General features: G+C 61.9%; 16 protein-coding genes. 9 read left to right on the forward strand and 7 right to left on the reverse strand.

Going from position 1 to position 18,480, the window contains the following annotated elements:
* Positions 1-6 precede the first annotated feature (6 nt).
* Positions 7-570 (reverse strand): helix-turn-helix domain-containing protein, encoded by a 564-nt coding sequence (locus BT204_RS06725; protein ID WP_057974919.1) that lies wholly within the window; start codon positions 568-570, stop codon positions 7-9.
* 92 nt (positions 571-662) lie between these two features.
* Between BT204_RS06725 and BT204_RS06730 the strand changes: the two genes are divergently transcribed.
* From BT204_RS06730 to BT204_RS06765, 7 genes are all read left to right on the forward strand, one after another.
* Complete coding sequence (locus BT204_RS06730; protein ID WP_072446060.1) at positions 663-1,592, forward strand: DMT family transporter; 930 nt, start codon at positions 663-665, stop codon at positions 1,590-1,592.
* A 719-nt stretch (positions 1,593-2,311) separates the two neighbouring features.
* Positions 2,312-5,233 carry a monovalent cation/H+ antiporter subunit A gene (locus BT204_RS06740; protein ID WP_072446062.1) on the forward strand — a complete coding sequence of 974 codons (2,922 nt, stop codon included), beginning with the start codon at positions 2,312-2,314 and terminating at the stop codon, positions 5,231-5,233.
* Positions 5,233-5,577, forward strand: a complete 345-nt coding sequence (locus tag BT204_RS06745; RefSeq protein ID WP_003192163.1) for a Na+/H+ antiporter subunit C — start codon at positions 5,233-5,235, stop codon at positions 5,575-5,577. Before BT204_RS06740 ends, BT204_RS06745 begins: the two co-directional genes overlap by 1 nt.
* On the forward strand, positions 5,574-7,256 hold the full coding sequence (locus tag BT204_RS06750; RefSeq protein WP_072446064.1) for a monovalent cation/H+ antiporter subunit D: 1,683 nt from the start codon (positions 5,574-5,576) through the stop codon (positions 7,254-7,256). The genes BT204_RS06745 and BT204_RS06750 overlap by 4 nt, the downstream gene beginning before the upstream one ends.
* On the forward strand, positions 7,253-7,741 hold the full coding sequence (locus BT204_RS06755; protein WP_014718934.1) for a Na+/H+ antiporter subunit E: 489 nt from the start codon (positions 7,253-7,255) through the stop codon (positions 7,739-7,741). The genes BT204_RS06750 and BT204_RS06755 overlap by 4 nt, the downstream gene beginning before the upstream one ends.
* Entirely contained in the window at positions 7,738-8,016 is a 279-nt protein-coding gene (locus BT204_RS06760; protein WP_003192168.1) for a K+/H+ antiporter subunit F, read from the forward strand. Before BT204_RS06755 ends, BT204_RS06760 begins: the two co-directional genes overlap by 4 nt.
* Positions 8,013-8,351, forward strand: a complete 339-nt coding sequence (locus BT204_RS06765; protein ID WP_034127905.1) for a Na+/H+ antiporter subunit G — start codon at positions 8,013-8,015, stop codon at positions 8,349-8,351. The genes BT204_RS06760 and BT204_RS06765 overlap by 4 nt, the downstream gene beginning before the upstream one ends.
* A 200-nt stretch (positions 8,352-8,551) precedes the next feature.
* Here BT204_RS06765 and cysS read toward each other — a convergent pair whose 3' ends face one another.
* Positions 8,552-9,934 (reverse strand): cysteine--tRNA ligase, encoded by a 1,383-nt coding sequence (gene cysS / locus BT204_RS06770; protein ID WP_034127906.1) that lies wholly within the window; start codon positions 9,932-9,934, stop codon positions 8,552-8,554.
* A 15-nt stretch (positions 9,935-9,949) separates the two neighbouring features.
* On the reverse strand, positions 9,950-11,650 hold the full coding sequence (locus BT204_RS06775; RefSeq protein ID WP_003192174.1) for a glutamine--tRNA ligase/YqeY domain fusion protein: 1,701 nt from the start codon (positions 11,648-11,650) through the stop codon (positions 9,950-9,952).
* A 237-nt stretch (positions 11,651-11,887) separates the two neighbouring features.
* On the opposite strand from BT204_RS06775, the gene BT204_RS06780 reads away from it, so the two are divergent.
* Together BT204_RS06780 and lpxH are read left to right on the forward strand one after the other, a co-directional pair.
* Positions 11,888-12,391, forward strand: a complete 504-nt coding sequence (locus BT204_RS06780; RefSeq protein WP_003174772.1) for a peptidylprolyl isomerase — start codon at positions 11,888-11,890, stop codon at positions 12,389-12,391.
* Positions 12,388-13,137 carry a UDP-2,3-diacylglucosamine diphosphatase gene (gene lpxH, locus BT204_RS06785; RefSeq protein WP_014718941.1) on the forward strand — a complete coding sequence of 250 codons (750 nt, stop codon included), beginning with the start codon at positions 12,388-12,390 and terminating at the stop codon, positions 13,135-13,137. Before BT204_RS06780 ends, lpxH begins: the two co-directional genes overlap by 4 nt.
* 652 nt (positions 13,138-13,789) lie before the next feature.
* Here lpxH and BT204_RS06790 read toward each other — a convergent pair.
* From BT204_RS06790 to BT204_RS06805, 4 genes are read right to left on the reverse strand one after another with little or no spacing between them, the layout of a single operon-like run.
* Positions 13,790-15,319 carry a DHA2 family efflux MFS transporter permease subunit gene (locus BT204_RS06790; protein WP_054917320.1) on the reverse strand — a complete coding sequence of 510 codons (1,530 nt, stop codon included), beginning with the start codon at positions 15,317-15,319 and terminating at the stop codon, positions 13,790-13,792.
* Complete coding sequence (locus BT204_RS06795) at positions 15,319-16,518, reverse strand: HlyD/EmrA/EmrK family protein (protein ID WP_034127907.1); 1,200 nt, start codon at positions 16,516-16,518, stop codon at positions 15,319-15,321. Before BT204_RS06795 ends, BT204_RS06790 begins: the two co-directional genes overlap by 1 nt.
* Before the next feature lie 15 nt (positions 16,519-16,533).
* Positions 16,534-17,985: an efflux transporter outer membrane subunit gene (locus tag BT204_RS06800; RefSeq protein WP_072446066.1), complete on the reverse strand. Its 1,452-nt coding sequence runs from the start codon at positions 17,983-17,985 to the stop codon at positions 16,534-16,536.
* Complete coding sequence (locus tag BT204_RS06805; protein WP_014718945.1) at positions 17,982-18,455, reverse strand: MarR family winged helix-turn-helix transcriptional regulator; 474 nt, start codon at positions 18,453-18,455, stop codon at positions 17,982-17,984. The genes BT204_RS06800 and BT204_RS06805 overlap by 4 nt, the downstream gene beginning before the upstream one ends.
* Between the last annotated feature and the right edge of the window lie 25 nt (positions 18,456-18,480).

Below are 18,480 nucleotides of genomic sequence, written 5' to 3' on the forward strand. Positions count from 1 at the left end.
TGTTGCTCAAATCACCACATTTCGAACAAACCGTACCGCCGCATTCCCATCATTGCGATAAGCATGGGGCTGGTGGCTGGCGAACATAAAGAACTCTCCAGCCTCGATGAGATTTTCCTGATCACCTATCACCAGCGTCAGGCTGCCCTCGAACACAAACAGTTGTTCGCTCCACCCTTCCAAGTCAGGGTCCGGGCAATAACGGTCACCGGGCTCCAGCCGCCACTCCCATAATTCGACCTCACGCCGTGCCGTAGCCTTGGCCAGCAACACCGCCTTACTGCCGACAATCTCGCCCGCCCAGGCCAGCTCATTGATACGGCTGTGGTCGCGCACATCCGGCGCCTGAATCAGATCACTGAACGCCACGCCCAACGCTTCGGCGACACGGTCCAGGGTCGACAGGCTGACGTTCTTCTCTCCCGCTTCTATCGCCACCAGCATGCGCCGGCTGACACCGGATTTTTCCGAGAGCGCGGTCTGGCTCAAGTCGGCGGCATGGCGCAGGCGACGAACGTTCTGGCTGACGTGCTGCAGGACCGAAGCCCGTTGCGGATTTTCTTTGTGCACTATATTGCTCAATAGGTGGGTGTGCGCAGTATACTGCCCAGCGTGCGGCGCATTGTGCGGTCCGTGCTTTCCCCTTGCAAGACCGAGCCGCCATGACCGCCCCGAACTCCCCTTCGCGTTTCAACCGTTTCAGTAAAGCCGAATGCATCCTGGTGGTGATCACCATGATCTGGGGCGGCACCTTTTTGCTGGTGCAGCACGCCATGGCGGTCAGCGGGCCGATGTTTTTTGTGGGGCTGCGCTTCGCGGCAGCGACGATTGTGGTGGGGTTCTTTTCCTTGCGTACCCTGCGCGACCTGACCCTGTTCGAATTGAAGGCCGGGGTGTTTATCGGGGTGGCGATCATGTTCGGCTACGGTTTGCAGACCATTGGCCTGCAAACCATCTTGAGCAGCCAATCGGCGTTTATCACCGCCTTGTATGTGCCGTTCGTACCGCTGTTGCAGTGGCTGGTGCTTGGCCGTCGCCCCGGCTTGATGCCCAGCATGGGCATCATGTTGGCGTTTGCGGGGTTGATGCTGTTGACCGGCCCGGCGGGGGCCTCGCTGAATTTCAGCGCGGGTGAAATCGCCACCTTGATCGGTGCAGTGGCCATAGCGGCCGAGATCATCTTGATCAGCGCATTTGCCGGCCAGGTGGATATTCGTCGGGTGACCGTGGTGCAACTGGCCACCGCTTCGGTGCTGTCGTTCATGATGGTGGTGCCCATGGGCGAGGCGTTGCCGGGTTTTTCCTGGCTGTTGCTGTTCAGTGCCGTGGGCCTGGGCTTGACCAGTGCGGTGATCCAGGTGGCGATGAACTGGGCACAGCAGAGTGTCTCGCCAACGCGGGCGACGTTGATTTATGCCGGTGAGCCGGTGTGGGCAGGCGTTGTGGGGCGAATCGCCGGGGAGCGGTTCCCACCGATCGCGATGCTGGGCGCGGTGCTGATTGTGGTGGCGGTGATTGTGAGTGAATTGAAGACGAAGGGGCAGAAGGCCGTTGAGTTGGCAGAGGCGTTGGAGGAGGAGCGGCAGGGGTAGTTTGCGATCAACGGTAACCACGATGCGAAGCGAGCCGCTCTTGATCTTGCTCTTGATCTGCTTGTGATCTTGATCTCAGGCGCTCCGTTAAACCACGCTGGCCGAGCGCAGGCTTGAATCCGTGGGTAACCCGGCAGGACGCCGGGTTAGCCGCCCCGCGCCATGGATGGCGCGTGGCGGCGGCCCACGGATTCAAGACTGGGTTCGGGCACACCGAGCCTAAGCGAGGTGCCGAGTGGTGGGGCAAGAGCCCTTTGGTTACTCTGGGGCTCTTTTCCAAAGTGACCCGCCGTCAGGCGGAACCCTAAGTAGCCGTTACCGCAGCAATGGATATGTACACAATCCAACCTTCTAGACTGCCAGACCGCCTTCACGAGCAAGCCCTCTCCCACAGTTTGATCGCGGGGTGTCAGGGAGATAGGTGTCGGCTGTCAGGCCGTCTTCGCAGGCAAGCCAGCTCCCACAATTGGATCGTGGGGTGTCAGGGAGATAAGCGTCGACTGTCAGCCCGTCACGGGAGCAAGCTCCCTCGCCACAGGTACGGCGTCGCTGCAGATAACGGCTCCCACAGAGGTCTGCATTTTAATTCAAGGGCAGGTTGAAACAGTGCCAAATGGGAGGTTTCAGCCTACCTTGTAGGATCCTGCCACATCTTGCCGTTTGGTGATCGTGAAAGCGGCACGTATGATGCATCCCAAACTCCCGCAGATTAGAAGCCTATGTCCCTGATAGTTCTACTGCTTCTGCCTTTTATCGGCAGCTGTCTGGCGGCCTTGCTGCCGCATAACGCACGTAACACCGAATCCCTGTTGGCCGGCCTTGTGGCACTGGTCGGTACTATTCAAGTCGCCCTGCTCTACCCTCAGATCGCCCACGGTGGCGTGATCCGCGAAGAATTCATGTGGTTGCCCAGCCTGGGGCTGAACTTCGTGTTGCGCATGGATGGGTTTGCCTGGCTGTTCTCGATGCTGGTGCTGGGCATCGGCACGCTGGTGTCGCTGTATGCGCGCTACTACATGTCGCCGGACGACCCGGTGCCGCGTTTCTTTGCGTTTTTCCTGGCGTTCATGGGCGCCATGCTGGGTTTGGTGATCTCCGGCAACCTGATCCAGATCGTATTCTTCTGGGAACTGACCAGCCTGTTCTCGTTCCTGCTGATCGGCTATTGGCACCACCGTGCCGATGCGCGACGCGGGGCGTATATGGCGCTGATGGTCACCGGCGCCGGCGGGCTGTGCCTGTTGGCGGGGGTGATGCTGCTGGGGCATATCGTCGGCAGCTATGACCTGGACCAGGTGCTGGCGGCGGGCGATCAGATTCGCGCGCATTCGCTGTACCCGGTCATGCTCGCCCTGGTGCTGATCGGCGCCTTGAGCAAAAGCGCGCAGTTCCCCTTCCATTTCTGGCTGCCCCATGCCATGGCGGCGCCCACCCCGGTTTCGGCTTACCTGCACTCGGCGACGATGGTGAAGGCCGGCGTGTTCCTGCTGGCCCGCCTGTGGCCGTCGCTGTCCGGCAGCGAAGAATGGTTCTGGATCGTCGGCGGTGCCGGCGCCCTCACTCTCCTCCTCGGCGCTTACTGCGCCATGTTTCAAAACGATCTCAAGGGCCTGCTGGCCTATTCCACCATCAGCCACCTCGGGCTGATCACCCTGCTGCTGGGCCTCAACAGCCCACTGGCCGCAGTTGCCGCGGTATTCCACATTCTCAACCACGCCACCTTCAAGGCTTCGCTGTTCATGGCGGCGGGCATCATCGACCACGAAAGCGGCACGCGGGATATCCGCAAGCTCAGTGGGCTGGTGCGCCTGATCCCGTTTACCGCGACCCTGGCGATGGTCGCCAGCGCGTCCATGGCCGGGGTGCCGTTGCTCAATGGCTTCCTGTCCAAAGAGATGTTCTTTGCCGAAACCGTATTTATCTCGTCGACCCAATGGGTGGAAATCGCCCTGCCGGTGATCGCGACCATTGCCGGTACATTCAGCGTGGCCTATGCCCTGCGTTTTACCGTGGACGTGTTCTTCGGCCCGCCCGCCACCGACTTGCCGCACACGCCCCACGAGCCGCCGCGCTGGATGCGCGCGCCCGTCGAGCTGTTGGTGTTCACCTGTCTGCTGGTGGGGATTTTCCCGGCCCAGGTGGTCGGCTCGATCCTCGCCGCTGCCGCCCTGCCAGTGGTGGGCGGTACGCTACCGGAATATAGCCTGGCGATCTGGCACGGCTGGAACGCGCCGATGATCATGAGCTTGGTGGCAATGACCGGCGGCGTGGCGCTGTACCTGATGCTGCGCAAGCAACTCAAGCGTGGCCGCTTCGAATACCCACCGCTGATCGGCTACTTCAACGGCAAGCGCGGTTTCGAGCGCTGCCTGGTGGTGATGATGCGCGGCGTGCGCCGCATCGAGAAACGCATCAGCACCAAGCGCCTGCAAACCCAGTTGTTCCTGTTGGTGCTGCTGGCAGTGATCGGCGCGATGATCCCGATGATCAACAGTGGCCTCAGCTGGGGCGACCGCCCGAAAATCCCGGGTTCCATCGTCTTCGTCACCCTGTGGTTGCTGGCGATTGCCTGCGCCCTCGGCGCCGCCTGGCAAGCCAAGTACCACCGGCTGGCGGCCCTGACCATGGTCAGCGTGTGCGGCCTGATGACCTGCGTCACCTTCGTGTGGTTCTCGGCGCCGGACCTGGCCCTCACCCAATTGGTGGTGGAAGTGGTCACCACCGTGCTGATCCTGCTCGGCCTGCGCTGGCTGCCAAGGCGGATCGAAGAGGTCTCACCCCTGCCCAGCTCGCTGCGCAAGGCGCGTATCCGCCGCCTGCGTGACTTGCTGCTCTCCACTGTGGTGGGCGGCGGCATGGCGCTGTTGTCCTACGCGATGCTGACCCGCCAGACGCCCAACGATATCTCCTCGTTCTACTTAAGCCGTGCCTTGCCCGAAGGCGGTGGCAGCAATGTGGTGAACGTGATGCTGGTGGACTTCCGTGGCTTCGACACCCTGGGCGAAATCACCGTACTCGGCGCCGTGGCCTTGACCGTGTACGCCTTACTGCGCCGCTTCCGCCCGTCCAAGGAAAGCATGGAGTTGCCACCCCAACAGCGCCAACTGGCACCGGACGTGGCCACCGACCTGGTCAACCCGCGCCAGGCCAGCGACACCGCCCTGGGCTTTATGATGGTGCCGGCGGTGCTGGTGCGCCTGCTGCTGCCGATTGCGCTGGTGGTGTCGTTTTATCTGTTCATGCGTGGCCACAACCAACCTGGGGGTGGTTTCGTCGCCGGGCTGGTGATGTCGGTGGCGTTTATCCTGCAATACATGGTCGCCGGCACCCAGTGGGTCGAGGCGCAGATGAGCCTGCGGCCGATGCGCTGGATGGGCTTCGGCCTGCTGTCAGCCACCTTGACCGGGCTGGGTGCGCTGTTCGCCGGGTACCCGTTCCTCACTACGCATACCTGGCATTTCAGCCTGCCGCTACTGGGCGATATTCATATTGCCAGTGCGCTGTTCTTTGACGTCGGCGTGTACGCCATGGTCGTGGGCTCGACCCTGTTGATGCTCACCGCCCTCGGCCACCAGTCGGTGCGCGCGCATAAACCGAGCAACCAGCCCAAAGTGGTTGCTGCAACCGAAGGAGCCGCCTGATGGAAGAAGTCATCGCAATAGCCATTGGGGTCCTGGCGGCCTCCGGCGTCTGGTTGATCCTGCGGCCACGGACGTTCCAGGTGGTCATGGGTTTGTGCCTGCTGTCCTACGGCGTCAACCTGTTCATCTTCAGCATGGGCAGCCTGTTTATCGGCAAGGAGCCGATCATCAAGGACGGCGTGCCCCAAGACCTGCTCAACTACACCGACCCACTGCCTCAGGCCCTGGTGCTCACGGCCATCGTGATCAGCTTCGCCATGACCGCGTTGTTCCTGGTGGTGCTGCTGGCATCCCGGGGCCTCACCGGCACTGACCATGTAGACGGCCGGGAGCCCAAGGAATGACGTGGATGAATCAACTGATCGTCGCGCCGATCCTGCTGCCGCTGCTCACCGCCGGGCTGATGCTGATGCTGGGCGAGAAACGCCGCCCACTCAAAGCCCAGATCAATCTGTGCTCCAGCATCGCCGGACTGGGCGTTGCCGTGCTGCTGTTGTACTGGACGCAACAAGGCGGCCCCGGCTCGATTGGTGTGTATCTGCCGGGCAACTGGCAGGTGCCGTTCGGCATCGTCCTGGTGGTGGACCAACTGTCGGCGATGATGCTGGTGCTGACCGGGGTTATCGGCGTCAGCGCGCTGCTGTTCGCCATGGCCCGCTGGGACCGTGCGGGCACCAGCTTCCATGCCCTGTTCCAGATCCAACTGATGGGGCTGTATGGCGCCTTCCTCACCGCCGACCTGTTCAACCTGTTCGTGTTCTTCGAAGTGCTGCTGGCCGCCTCCTACGGCCTGATGCTGCACGGTTCCGGCCGTGCGCGGGTGTCGTCGGGGCTGCATTACATTGCGATCAACCTGCTGGCGTCGTCGCTGTTCCTGATCGGCGCGGCGATGATCTACGGCGTCACCGGCACGCTGAACTTCGCCGACCTGGCGTTGAAAATCCCGCTGGTGCCGGAGGCCGATCGCGGCCTGTTGCATGCCGGTGCAGCGATCCTGGCTACGGCGTTCCTGGCCAAGGCCGGCATGTGGCCGCTGAACTTCTGGCTGGCACCCGCCTATTCCTCGGCCAGCGCGCCGGTGGCGGCAATGTTCGCGATCATGACCAAGGTCGGCGTGTACACCGTGCTGCGCCTGTGGACCCTGCTGTTCTCCGGCCAGGCCGGGGCTTCGGCACTGTTTGGCGGCGATTGGCTGGTGTATGGCGGCATGGCGACCATCATTTGCGCGGCACTGGCGATGGTGGCGGCGCAGCGTCTGGAACGCATGGCCAGCCTGAGTATCCTGGTGTCGGCCGGAATTCTGCTGTCAGCGGTAGGGTTTGCCCAGCCGAGCCTGACCGCTGGGGCGCTGTTCTATCTGGTCAGCTCCACCCTGGCACTGAGTGCATTATTTTTGCTGGCGGAATTGATCGAGCGTTCGCGTTCGGCCAACGACCTGCCGCTGGATGAGGAGATTGATGCGCTGCCCAAAGCCATGGAATCGCTGCATCCGCGCCCGGGCGTGAACCTGGACGATGAGCAAAAAGCAGTGATCGGCCAGGTCATCCCTTGGACCATGGCCTTCCTGGGCTTGAGCTTTATCGCCTGCGCGCTGCTGATTATCGGCATGCCACCGCTGTCCGGGTTTATCGGCAAGCTCAGCCTGTTGAGCGCGCTGATCAACCCACTGGGCCTGGGCAACGCCGTGGACGAATCGATCCGCCCGGCGGCCTGGGGCCTGGTCGCGCTGCTGATTCTCTCTGGCCTCGCCTCGCTCATCGCTTTCGCCCGCCTCGGCATCCAGCGCTTCTGGACCCCGGAAGAACGCCCATCACCGCTGCTGCGCCGCTACGAGTGTGTACCGATCTTCCTGCTGCTGGGGTTGAGCATCGCGCTGACCTTCAAGGCCGAGGCGCTGATGCGCTACACCCAGGCCACCGCCCAAAGCCTGAACAACCCGGAACACTACGTGATGGCAGTGCTCGCGACCCGGCCAGTGCCCAGCCCTGAAGCCAAGGCCGCCGCCCTGGAGGTACAGCCATGAAACGTCTGTTCCCGGCTCCCTGGCTGTCGTTGGCGTTATGGGTGTTGTGGCTGGTGCTGAACTTGTCGATCAGCCCCGGCAACCTGCTGCTGGGCGCACTGTTGGGCTTTCTTGCGCCGCTGATGATGGCGCCGCTGCGCCCGCTGCCGATCCGCATCCGCCGCCCTGGGGTGATCATCCGCCTGTTTTTCCGGGTCGGCCTCGATGTGATCATCTCCAACCTGCACGTGGCATGGGGCGTACTCACCTGCGGCTCCCGCCCACCGCGCTCGCGCTTTATCAAGATCCCCCTGGACCTGCGCGACGCCAACGGCCTGGCTGTGCTGGCGATGATCACCAGCGTGACCCCCGGCACCGTCTGGTCGGAACTGGCCCTGGACCGCAGCATCCTGCTGCTGCACGTTTTCGACCTGGATGACGAAGCCTCGTTTATCCAGCAATTCAAGCACGCCTACGAACGGCCCCTGATGGAGATCTTCGAATGAGCGCCCTGCTCGCCAATGCGATCCTGTTCAGCCTGTTCCTGTTCTCCCTGGCCATGGTGCTGACCCTGGTGCGGCTGTTCAAAGGCCCCTCGGCCCAGGACCGGGTACTGGCGCTGGACTACTTGTACATCCTGGCGATGCTGATGATGCTGACCCTGGGTATTCGCTATGCCAGCGACACTTACTTTGAAGCGGCGCTATTGATCGCGCTGTTCGGCTTCGTCGGCTCGTTCGCCCTGGCCAAATTCCTGCTGCGTGGCGAGGTGATTGAATGATGCCGTTATGGGTTGAAATTATCGTGGCGGCGTTGCTGTTGCTCAGCGGCCTGTTTGCCTTGATTGGCGCGATTGGCTTGCTGCGAATGAAAGAATTTTTCCAACGCATGCACCCGCCAGCACTAGCCTCGACGTTGGGGGCGTGGAGCGTGGCGTTGGCGTCGATCATCTACTTTTCGGTGCTCAAGTCCGGGCCGGTGTTGCATGGCTGGTTGATTCCGATTTTGCTCGCGATCACCGTGCCGGTCACCACACTGCTGCTGGCGCGAACCGCGCTGTTCCGCAAACGCATGGCCGGTGATGACGTCCCCGCCGAAGTCAGCAGCCGCCGCTGATGTTTTTGTAGGAGCGCAGATCGTTCCCACGCTCTGCGTGGTAACGCCGCCCAGGACGCTCCGCGTCCGCCCCACTCGGGCGAGCGGGCGAGGCGGAGCGTCTCGGTATGCATTCCCACGCAGAGCGTGGGAACGAGAGTGCAAAAAAATGCCCCGAACCAGTCGGGGCGTTTTTTTATTCAGCGTGCAGCTATCAACGGTCAGTCAGCCAACCGCCACGTCGTCCCACCCTTGCCGTCTTCCAACACCACACCCATCGCGGTCAGTTGGTCGCGGATACGGTCGGATTCCGCCCAGTCTTTATTGGTGCGAGCCGCCAGACGCGCCTGGATCAGTGCATCTACCTCAGCGGCATCCACACGCCCTTCAGCGCCGGCTTGCAGGAAGTCATCGGCCTCCATTTGCAACACGCCCAGCACGCTGGCCAGTTCTTTCAGACGCGCCGCCAGGCCCGCCGCTGCGTCGATATCGGTCTCGCGCAAGCGGTTGATCTCGCGCACCATCTCGAACAGCACGGCGCAGGCTTCCGGGGTACCGAAGTCGTCGTTCATCACTTCGGTGAAGCGTGCCACGAAGGCTTCGCCGCCTGCCGGCGCCACCGCAGGCAAACCTTTCAACGCGTGGTAGAAACGCTCCAGGGCGCCCTTGGCGTCCTTGAGGTTGTCTTCCGAGTAGTTGATGGCGCTGCGGTAGTGGCTGGACACCAGCAGGTAGCGCACCACTTCCGGGTGGTACTTTTCCAGCACGTCGCGGATGGTGAAGAAGTTGTTCAAGGACTTGGACATCTTCTCGCCATTGATGCGGATCATGCCGCAGTGCATCCAGGCGTTGGCGTAAGTCTTGCCGGTGGCGGCTTCGCTCTGGGCGATTTCGTTTTCGTGGTGCGGGAACTCAAGGTCGCTGCCGCCGCCATGAATGTCGAAGGTCTCGCCCAGGCAGCAGGTGGACATCACCGAGCATTCGATGTGCCAGCCCGGACGCCCGGCGCCCCAGGGCGACTCCCAGCTCGGCTCGCCCGGCTTGGTGGCTTTCCACAGTACGAAGTCGAGCGGGTCCTGCTTGGCTTCGTCGACTTCGATACGCGCGCCGATGCGCAGGTCTTCGATCTTTTTACGCGACAGCTTGCCGTAGCCCATGAACTTGGCGACGCGGTAGTACACGTCGCCGTTGCCTGGGGCGTAGGCGTAGCCCTTGTCGATCAAGGTCTGGATCATCGCGTGCATGCCCGGGATGTGGTCCGTGGCACGCGGCTCCATGTCCGGCTTGAGAATGTTGAGGCGTGCCTCGTCCTCGTGCATGGCGGCGATCATGCGCTCGGTCAGCGCGTCGAACGACTCGCCGTTTTCGTTGGCACGGTTGATGATCTTGTCGTCGATGTCGGTGATGTTGCGCACGTACGTCAAGTCATAGCCGCTGAAACGCAACCAGCGGGTCACCAGGTCGAAGGCAACCATGCTGCGGCCGTGGCCGATGTGGCAGTAGTCGTACACGGTCATGCCGCACACGTACATGCGCACCTTGTTGCCGTCCAGCGGCTTGAAGACTTCTTTGGTCTTGCTGAGCGTGTTGTAGATCGTTAGCACGATGTTTCCCTTAAATCACTGGCCCCACGAATCTCGCAAGGTCACGGTACGGTTGAATACCGGAGCACCAGGTTTCGAGTCCTTGATATCCGCGCAGAAGTAGCCTTCGCGCTCGAACTGGAAACGGTCTTCCGGCTGTGCGTCGCCAAGCGATGGCTCGGCACGACAACCAGTGAGTACTTGCAGGGAATCAGGGTTGATGTTGTCGAGGAAACTCGCGCTGTCTTCAGCCTTCTCAGGGTTTGGCGAGCGGAACAGACGATCGTACAGGCGCACTTCGCATTCGATGCTGGCAGCGGCCGGCACCCAGTGGACCACACCCTTGACCTTGCGGCCTTCAGGGTTCTTGCCCAGGGTGTCCGGATCGTACGAGCAACGCAGTTCGACGATGTTGCCGTCGGCGTCCTTGATCGCTTCGTCCGCACGGATCACGTAGCTGCCGCGCAGGCGCACTTCGCCGTTCGGCTCCAGGCGCTTGTAGCCTTTTGGCGGCTCTTCCATGAAGTCGTCACGGTCGATGTAGATCTCGCGGGCGAACGGCAATTTGCGCACGCCCAGCTCTTCTTTCTGCGGGTGACGCGGCAGTTCGAGGTTCTCGACCTGGCCTTCCGGGTAGTTGGTGATCACGACTTTCAACGGGCGCAGCACGCACATGGCGCGCGGTGCATTGGCATCCAGGTCCTGACGGATGCTGAATTCCAGCATACCGAAATCGACGACGCCGTCGGAACGGTTGGTGCCGACCATGTCGCAGAAGTTGCGGATCGACGCCGGGGTGTAGCCACGGCGACGGAAGCCCGACAGAGTCGACATGCGCGGGTCATCCCAGCCATGCACGTGCTTTTCATCGACCAGTTGCTTGAGCTTGCGCTTGCTGGTGATGGTGTAGTTCAGGTTCAGGCGGCTGAACTCGTACTGACGTGGGTGCGCCGGGACCGGCAGGCTGTCCAGGAACCATTCATACAGTGGGCGATGGCTTTCGAACTCCAGGGTGCAGATGGAGTGGGTGATGCCTTCGATGGCGTCCGACTGACCGTGGGTGAAGTCGTAGTTGGGGTAGATGCACCACTTGTCACCGGTCTGGTGGTGATGGGCGTGGCGGATGCGGTACATGATCGGGTCGCGCAGGTTCATGTTCGGCGAGGCCATGTCGATCTTGGCGCGCAGCACGCGGGCGCCGTCCGGGAACTCGCCGGCGCGCATACGGTTGAACCAGTCCAGGTTCTCTTCCACCGAACGGTCGCGGAACGGGCTGTTCTTACCCGGCTCGGTCAGCGTGCCACGGTACTCCTTGGCCTGCTCGGGGGTCAGGTCGTCCACATAAGCCTTGCCAGCCTTGATCAACTCGACGGCCCAGTCGAACAACTGGTCGAAATACTTGGAGGCATAGCGCACTTCACCGGACCATTCGAAGCCCAGCCACTTGATGTCGCTTTCGATGGCGTCGATGTATTCCTGGTCTTCCTTGGCCGGGTTGGTGTCGTCGAAACGCAGGTGCGTGACGCCACCGAACTCCTGGGCCAGGCCGAAGTTCACACAGATCGACTTGGCGTGGCCGATGTGCAGGTAGCCGTTGGGCTCAGGTGGGAAACGGGTGACGATCTGCGTGTGCTTGCCCGAATCCAGGTCCGCCTGGATGATCGGGCGAAGGAAATTGACCGGGACGGCAGGTCCGGCCTTGGTATTCGAGGTAGGGTCGACAGTGGGCTTGCTCATAGGATCCTTGAACAGACAGGTGCGTGGCCAGGTGGGGCCAGATAAAACAAAGGGCTCATAATAGCCGAAGCAGTCAAGACACATACAGAGCGCGGCCAATTAATTGCCCGGGCGGTAAAAAACCACCTCGAAATTCCCGCAGGGCACGCTAAACTGCGCGCCTTGGCCGTCGTTTAGCCAGACAGGTAAGGTGCCCAGGCGCCCACACCCACGAATTCCCTGAAAAGAGTAGCGAACATGACTCAAGTCAAACTGACCACCAACCACGGTGACATCGTTATCGAGCTGAACGCCGAGAAAGCGCCGATCACCGTCGCCAACTTCATCGAATACGTCAAAGCCGGCCACTACGAAAACACTGTTTTCCACCGTGTCATCGGTAACTTCATGATCCAGGGCGGCGGTTTCGAGCCGGGCATGAAAGAGAAGAAAGACAAGCGTCCAAGCATCCAGAACGAAGCGGACAACGGCCTTTCCAACGACAAGTACACCGTCGCCATGGCCCGTACCATGGAGCCGCATTCGGCCTCCGCGCAGTTCTTCATCAACGTCGCCGACAACGCCTTCCTGAACCACAGCGGCAAGAACGTGCAGGGTTGGGGCTACGCGGTGTTCGGTAAAGTCACCGAAGGCACTGACGTTGTCGACAAGATCAAAGGCGTATCGACCACCTCCAAGGCCGGTCACCAGGACGTTCCAGCCGAAGACGTGATCGTCGAGAAAGCCGAGATCGTTGGGTGATATTGCTGATTTCAGATTTGCATCTGGAAGAGGAGCGCCCGGACATCACCCGGGCGTTTCTGGATCTGCTCCACGGCCGCGCCCGTGGCGCCCAGGCGTTGTACATTCTGGGGGACTTCTTCGAAGCCTGGATTGGCGACGATGGCATGACCCCCTTCCAGCGTTCCATCTGCGCGGCTCTGCGTGAGCTGAGCGACAGCGGCACCCCGATTTTCATCATGCACGGCAACCGTGACTTCCTGATCGGTAAGGCGTTCTGCAAAGCGGCAGGCGCTACCTTGCTCAAGGACCCGACGGTCGTGCAGTTGTATGGCGAGCCAGTGCTGTTGATGCACGGCGACAGCCTCTGCACCCGCGACCTCGGCTATATGAAGCTGCGGCGCATCCTGCGTAACCCGGTTGTACTGTTTATCCTGCGCCACCTGCCCTTGGGCACCCGCCACAAACTGGCGCGCAAGTTGCGCAGTGAGAGCAGCGCTCAAGTGCGCATGAAGGCCAACGACATTGTCGATGTCACCCCTGAAGAAGTGCCACGGGTGATGCAGCAGTTCGGCGTGCGCACCCTGGTCCACGGCCATACCCACCGCCCCGCCATCCATAAGTTGCAGATCGGCGACCAGGCGGCCAAGCGCATTGTGCTGGGGGACTGGGACAAGCAAGGGTGGGCGCTGCAGGTGGATGAGCAAGGGTTTCAGCTGGCGGCGTTTGACTTCGTCAACCCGCAGTTGGCGTTGCCTGGCGCCTGAACCTCTGACACAACACCGTTCAACCTGTGGGAGCTGGCTTGCCTGCGATAGCCATAGGTGTCTACACAACTTCGGTACGGCGCTGACCCTGTGGCGAGGGAGCTTGCTCCCGTGACGGACTGACAACCGACGCTGATCTAGCTGACGCACGCGATCCAAATGTGGGAGCTGGCTTGCCTGCGATAGCGGCCTGACAGCCAACACAGCTGGATTGTGTACATATCCATTCCTACGGTAACGGCTACTTAGGGTTCCGCCCTGACGGCGGGTCACTTTCGAAAAGCGCGAAAGTAACCAAAGCGCTCTTGCCCCACCACTCGGCACCTCGCTTAGGCTCGGTGTGCCCGAACACAGGCTTGAATCCGTGGGTCGCCGTAATGGGTCATCCTTGGCCCAGGACGGCTAACCCGGCGTCCTGCCGGGTTACCCACGAATTCAAGCCTGCGTTCGGCCAGCGTGGTTTAACGGGGCGCCTGAGATCAAGATCAAAAACAGATCAAGAGCGACTCGCTTCGCATCGTGGTTACCGTCCACCGTTACAGCGTTATGTAGATACCTATGCTGCGATAGGATCACCTCGGTGCATCTGATACACCGAGGTGTCTGCATCGCAGGCAAGCCAGCTCCCACAGGGACCGCGCTGACCTTACAATCAGTGCCCCGAAGCCGCAGGCCCGGCCTTCGCCGTGAACGGTGGCTTGGCCAGCCACACCAGCAACATCAAGCCCATGAACATCCACCCCAGCAACGTGAAGTAATCCACGGTGGACATCATGTACGCCTGGCTGGTGAGAATCTGGTCCAGTTGGGTATAGGCCTTCTGCCCTGCCCCGCCCAGCGCCTGCAACGCATCGCGGGTGGTCGAGTCGTAGACGGTCATGTTCTCGCTCATGTAGGCATGGTGCTGGTCGGCCCGGCGAATCCAGATCCAGGTGGTCAGCGAGGCCGCGAAGCTGCCGCCCAAGGTGCGCAGGAAGGTCGCAAGCCCCGCGCCGTCGGCAATCTGGTGCGGCGGCAGGTCGGACATCAGGATGCTCAAGGTCGGCATGAAGAACAGCGCCACGCCGATGCCCATGAACAGCTGCACCATGGCGATGTGGGTGAAGTCCACTTCGTTGGTGAAGCCGGCGCGCATGAAGCAGCTCAAGCCAATCGCCAGGAACGCCAGGCCCGCCAGCAGGCGCAGGTCGAACTTGTGCGCGTACTTGCCCACGAACGGCGACATCAGCACCGGCAAAATGCCGATCGGCGCCACCGCCAGCCCGGCCCAGGTGGCGGTGTAGCCCATCTGGGTTTGCAGCCACTGCGGCAGGATCAGGTTGATGCCGAAAAAGCCCGCATAACCCAGGATCAACACGATGGTGCCGATCCGGAAGTTACGGTGCGCGAACAGTCGCAGGTTGACCACCGGGTGCTTGTCGGTCATCTCCCAGATCACGAACACCGCCAGGGCAATCACCGAAATGGCCGCACCAATGATGATGAAGTTGGACTCGAACCAGTCCAGGTCATTGCCCTTGTCGAGGATGATCTGCAAGGCGCCCACACCGACGATCAGGCTCAGCAGCCCAACGTAATCCATCGGCTGATAACTGGTGACCACCGGACGCTTCTTCAACTGCGAACGCACCACCATCACCGCAAAGACACCGATGGGCACGTTGATGAAAAAGATCCACGGCCAACTGTAGCTATCGGTGATCCAGCCGCCGAGGATGGGCCCGGCAATCGGCGCGACCACCGTGACCATCGCCAATAACGCCAGGGCCATGCCGCGCTTGGCCGGCGGGTAGACTGCAATCAACAAGGTCTGGGTCATCGGATACAACGGCCCGGCGACCAAGCCTTGCAGCACCCGAAAGCCGATCAGCTCAGGCATCGAGGTAGAGATACCGCACAGGAATGACGCCAGCACAAACAGCAGGGTCGCCCACAAAAACAGCTTCACCTCGCCAAAGCGCCGGCTCAGCCAACCGGTGAGCGGCAAGGCGATGGCGTTGCTCACCGCAAACGAGGTGATCACCCAGGTGCCCTGCTCCGAACTCACCCCCAGGTTGCCGGAGATCGTCGGCAACGCCACGTTGGCGATGGTGGTGTCGAGCACCTGCATGAAGGTCGCCAGCGACAGGCCAATGGTGGCCATCAACAGGCTGGGTGGCGTGAACGAGGCGTTATTGCTCATCAGCGTTGCGCAGCCTTGGGAGCGGCGACGCTGTTGTCATGGATCAACTGGTTGATCATGGCATCGGCCTCGGCCAATTGGCGGTCATACACGTTGGTGGTGAACGAGGCTTTTTGCGGCGCCTGTTGCGCCAGCACCGGGCCGCTCTGGTCGTGCAGGTCTACGTTGACCACGGTGCTCAAGCCCACTCGCAGCGGGTGTTTGGCCAGCTCTTCGGCGTTGATATGGATGCGCACCGGTACCCGCTGCACGATCTTGATCCAGTTGCCGGTGGCGTTCTGCGCGGGCAGCAAGGCGAACGCGCTGCCCGTGCCGGCGCCAAGGCTGTCGACGGTGCCGCTGTACTTGACGTCGCTGCCGTAGATGTCCGACTCGATATCCACCGGCTGGCCGATGCGCATATCCCGCAGTTGGGTTTCCTTGAAATTGGCGTCGATCCACAGCTGGTCCAGCGGGATCACCGCCATCAGCGCGGTGCCCGGTTGGACGCGCTGGCCCAGTTGCACGGTGCGCTTGGCCACATAGCCGGTGACCGGCGCGATCAAGGTGCTGCGCGCATTGGTCAGGTACGCCTGGCGCAGTTGCGCGGCGGCCGCTTGCACATCGGGGTGGGACGAAATCACAGTGTCATCCACCAGGGCATTGGTGGTTTTCAGTTGTTGCTCAAGGTTGGTCAAGGCGTTCTTGGCGGCGGTCAGGCTGTCGCGAGCGTGAGACAGTTCTTCCTGGGAAATCGCGCCGCCCTGGGCCAGGGTCTTGCGGCGGTTGTAGTTGTCCTGGGCCGTCTGTACATCGGCCTTCTGCGCATTGACCTGGGCTTTCATGCCATCGACGTTGCTGTACAGGCCGCGTACTTGGCGCACGGTGCGGGCCAGGTTGGCCTGGGCACTCTGCAGGCCGACGGCGGCGTCGTTGGGGTCGAAGTTGATCAGCACCTGGCCTTCATGGACCAGGTCACCATCGTCGGCGCCAATGCTGACCACGGTGCCGGTGACCAGCGGGGTGATTTCCACCACGTTGCCGTTCACATAGGCGTCGTCGGTGCTTTCATTGAAGCGCCCGTAGAACTCATACCAGGCCCACACGCCCACCACACTCAGGATGACGATGAGCGCCAGGCCGATCAGCATCACTTTGCGTTTGCGGGGGTTGGTGTCTTTGGGTTGTTCGGTTGCGTTGTTGCTGTCGGCAGTGGCCATGACAAATACCTCAAATTATTCCGTGCGTGTAGCTGGGGTGGTCGCGGCCACGCTGTTGGCGTGGTACCCGCCACCCAGGGCCTGCATCAATTGAATCGACAGGTCGATCTGCGCCGCATTCAAGGTCGCCAGCTGACGCTGGGCCTGTAGCAATTGCTGTTCGATGCTGAGCACATCCAGGTAGTTACCGATGCCTGAGCTGTAGCGTTGCACCCCGGTGTCGTAGGACTGCTGCGCGATGTCAGCGGCATGTTGCTGGGCCTGGATCTGCCGCCCGGTGTCGCGCAGTTGAGACAGGCTGTTGCCGATATCGCCCAAGGCTTGCACCAGGGTTTTGTTGTACTGGGCCACGGCCAGGTCGTAGTCGGCGTCGCGGGCATCGAGGTCGGCGCGCAGGCGACCGCCGTCAAAAATCGGCAGCGAAATGGTCGGCGCAATGTTGAAGAAGCGGCTGGCCGAACCGAACATCGCATCGCCCAGCAACGACTCGGCACCTGCGCTCGCGCTCAGGTTGAGGTTGGGGTAGAAGCGGGTCTTGCTGGCGTCGATGTTCTTGCTCGCGGCCTCTACGCGCCAGCGTGCGGCGACCAGGTCCGGGCGACGGCCAAGCAACTCGGCAGGCAACACCGCCGGCACGGCCACGGCGCTGGGTTTGAGCACCGCTGGGCGCGCCAACTCGTCACCGCGGTCCGGGCCTTTGCCGAGCAACACAGCCAACGCGATCTTGGCGCTTTGCAGTTGTTTTTCCGCGTCAATCAGTTGCGACTGAGAGCTGGCTTCCAGGCTCTCGGTCTGCTGGAACTGGTACTCGCTGTCGATACCGGAACTCAGGCGGCGCTTGCTCAGGTCGAGCATCTGGCGGGTACGCTTGAGGTCATCGACGGCCAGGTCACGCACGATATGGGCCTGGCCCAGGTCGCTGTAGGCCTTGGCCACGTTCGCGGCCAGTGTCAGGCGCGCGGCCTGCTGGTCGACTTCGGCAGCACGGGCCTCGCCCAACGCCGCTTCCCAGGCGGCGCGCTGGCCGCCCCACAGGTCGAAGTTGTAATTGAAGCTGGCGCCGATGTTGCGCACCGTCGAATAGGCATCGCCCTGCCCGCGTGGGTCCTGGTCCTTGGCCAGGCGCGAACGGCTCACGCCGGCGCTGGCATCCAGGGTCGGCATACGGGCGGCGTTGGCGGCATAGGCGGCGGCTTCGGCCTGATGGGCGCGGGCATCGGCCACTTGCATGTCGGGGCTGTTTTGCAGGGCCTCCTGGATCAGGCCATCGAGCTGTGGGTCGCCCAGGCTTTTCCACCAGTCAGCGGCCGGCCAGGCGGCGCTCGACAGCGTCACGCCGCTGAGGGATTTACCGGTGTGCAAGGTATTGGCGTCGAGGCGCTGGCCCTGGGTGTCGAGGCCGCTGTAATTGGCGCAACCGGCCAACGTCATCGCCGCCAGCACCAGGCTGAATGCGCGTGTGTTCATGATCTACCTACCCGCTGGATCGTGATGGGGTCACCCGCAGCGATCAGCATTTTCTTCAGGATCCGCTCCAGGGTTTCCAGCTCGCCCGGCTCAAGCACACCGGCCAACTGGTTGAGAGCCTTGGCGCCGATGTGCGGCAGCATGTCCGCCAGGCGCTGGCCCTCGGCGGTCAGCACCAACTGCACCTGGCGCCGGTCCAGCTCGGAACGCTTGCGGCTGAGCAGGTCTTTTTGCTCCAGTCGGTCGAGCATGCGCGTCATCGAACCGCTGTCCAGGGACAGGTTGCGGCACAACTCCGCCGGGGTATCGACGCCGAACTGGGCCATGATGATCAACACCTTGAACTGCGCGGCGGTGATGCCGTGGGGTTCCATATGGGTGTCGATGATGCGGTCCTTGAGGATCGCGGCGCGGCCCAGCAACAGCCCGAGGTGGCAGTTGTGAAAGTTGTCAGGGGTGAAGTGAGGCATTGAAAGTCACCTTATTACTGCCTAG

This window comes from Pseudomonas sp. NFPP02 (assembly GCF_900119355.1).
GTDB lineage: Bacteria > Pseudomonadota > Gammaproteobacteria > Pseudomonadales > Pseudomonadaceae > Aquipseudomonas > Aquipseudomonas paracarnis.

Coding starts and splice junctions, on each gene's coding strand:
- BT204_RS06730 (WP_072446060.1), top strand. CDS start 663: ATGACCGCCCCGAACTCCCCTTCGCGTTTCAACCGTTTCAGTAAAGCC.
- BT204_RS06740 (WP_072446062.1), top strand. CDS start 2,312: ATGTCCCTGATAGTTCTACTGCTTCTGCCTTTTATCGGCAGCTGTCTG.
- BT204_RS06745 (WP_003192163.1), top strand. CDS start 5,233: ATGGAAGAAGTCATCGCAATAGCCATTGGGGTCCTGGCGGCCTCCGGC.
- BT204_RS06750 (WP_072446064.1), top strand. CDS start 5,574: ATGACGTGGATGAATCAACTGATCGTCGCGCCGATCCTGCTGCCGCTG.
- BT204_RS06755 (WP_014718934.1), top strand. CDS start 7,253: ATGAAACGTCTGTTCCCGGCTCCCTGGCTGTCGTTGGCGTTATGGGTG.
- BT204_RS06760 (WP_003192168.1), top strand. CDS start 7,738: ATGAGCGCCCTGCTCGCCAATGCGATCCTGTTCAGCCTGTTCCTGTTC.
- BT204_RS06765 (WP_034127905.1), top strand. CDS start 8,013: ATGATGCCGTTATGGGTTGAAATTATCGTGGCGGCGTTGCTGTTGCTC.
- BT204_RS06775 (WP_003192174.1), bottom strand. CDS start 11,650: ATGAGCAAGCCCACTGTCGACCCTACCTCGAATACCAAGGCCGGACCT.
- BT204_RS06780 (WP_003174772.1), top strand. CDS start 11,888: ATGACTCAAGTCAAACTGACCACCAACCACGGTGACATCGTTATCGAG.
- BT204_RS06790 (WP_054917320.1), bottom strand. CDS start 15,319: ATGAGCAATAACGCCTCGTTCACGCCACCCAGCCTGTTGATGGCCACC.
- BT204_RS06795 (WP_034127907.1), bottom strand. CDS start 16,518: ATGGCCACTGCCGACAGCAACAACGCAACCGAACAACCCAAAGACACC.
- BT204_RS06800 (WP_072446066.1), bottom strand. CDS start 17,985: ATGAACACACGCGCATTCAGCCTGGTGCTGGCGGCGATGACGTTGGCC.
- BT204_RS06805 (WP_014718945.1), bottom strand. CDS start 18,455: ATGCCTCACTTCACCCCTGACAACTTTCACAACTGCCACCTCGGGCTG.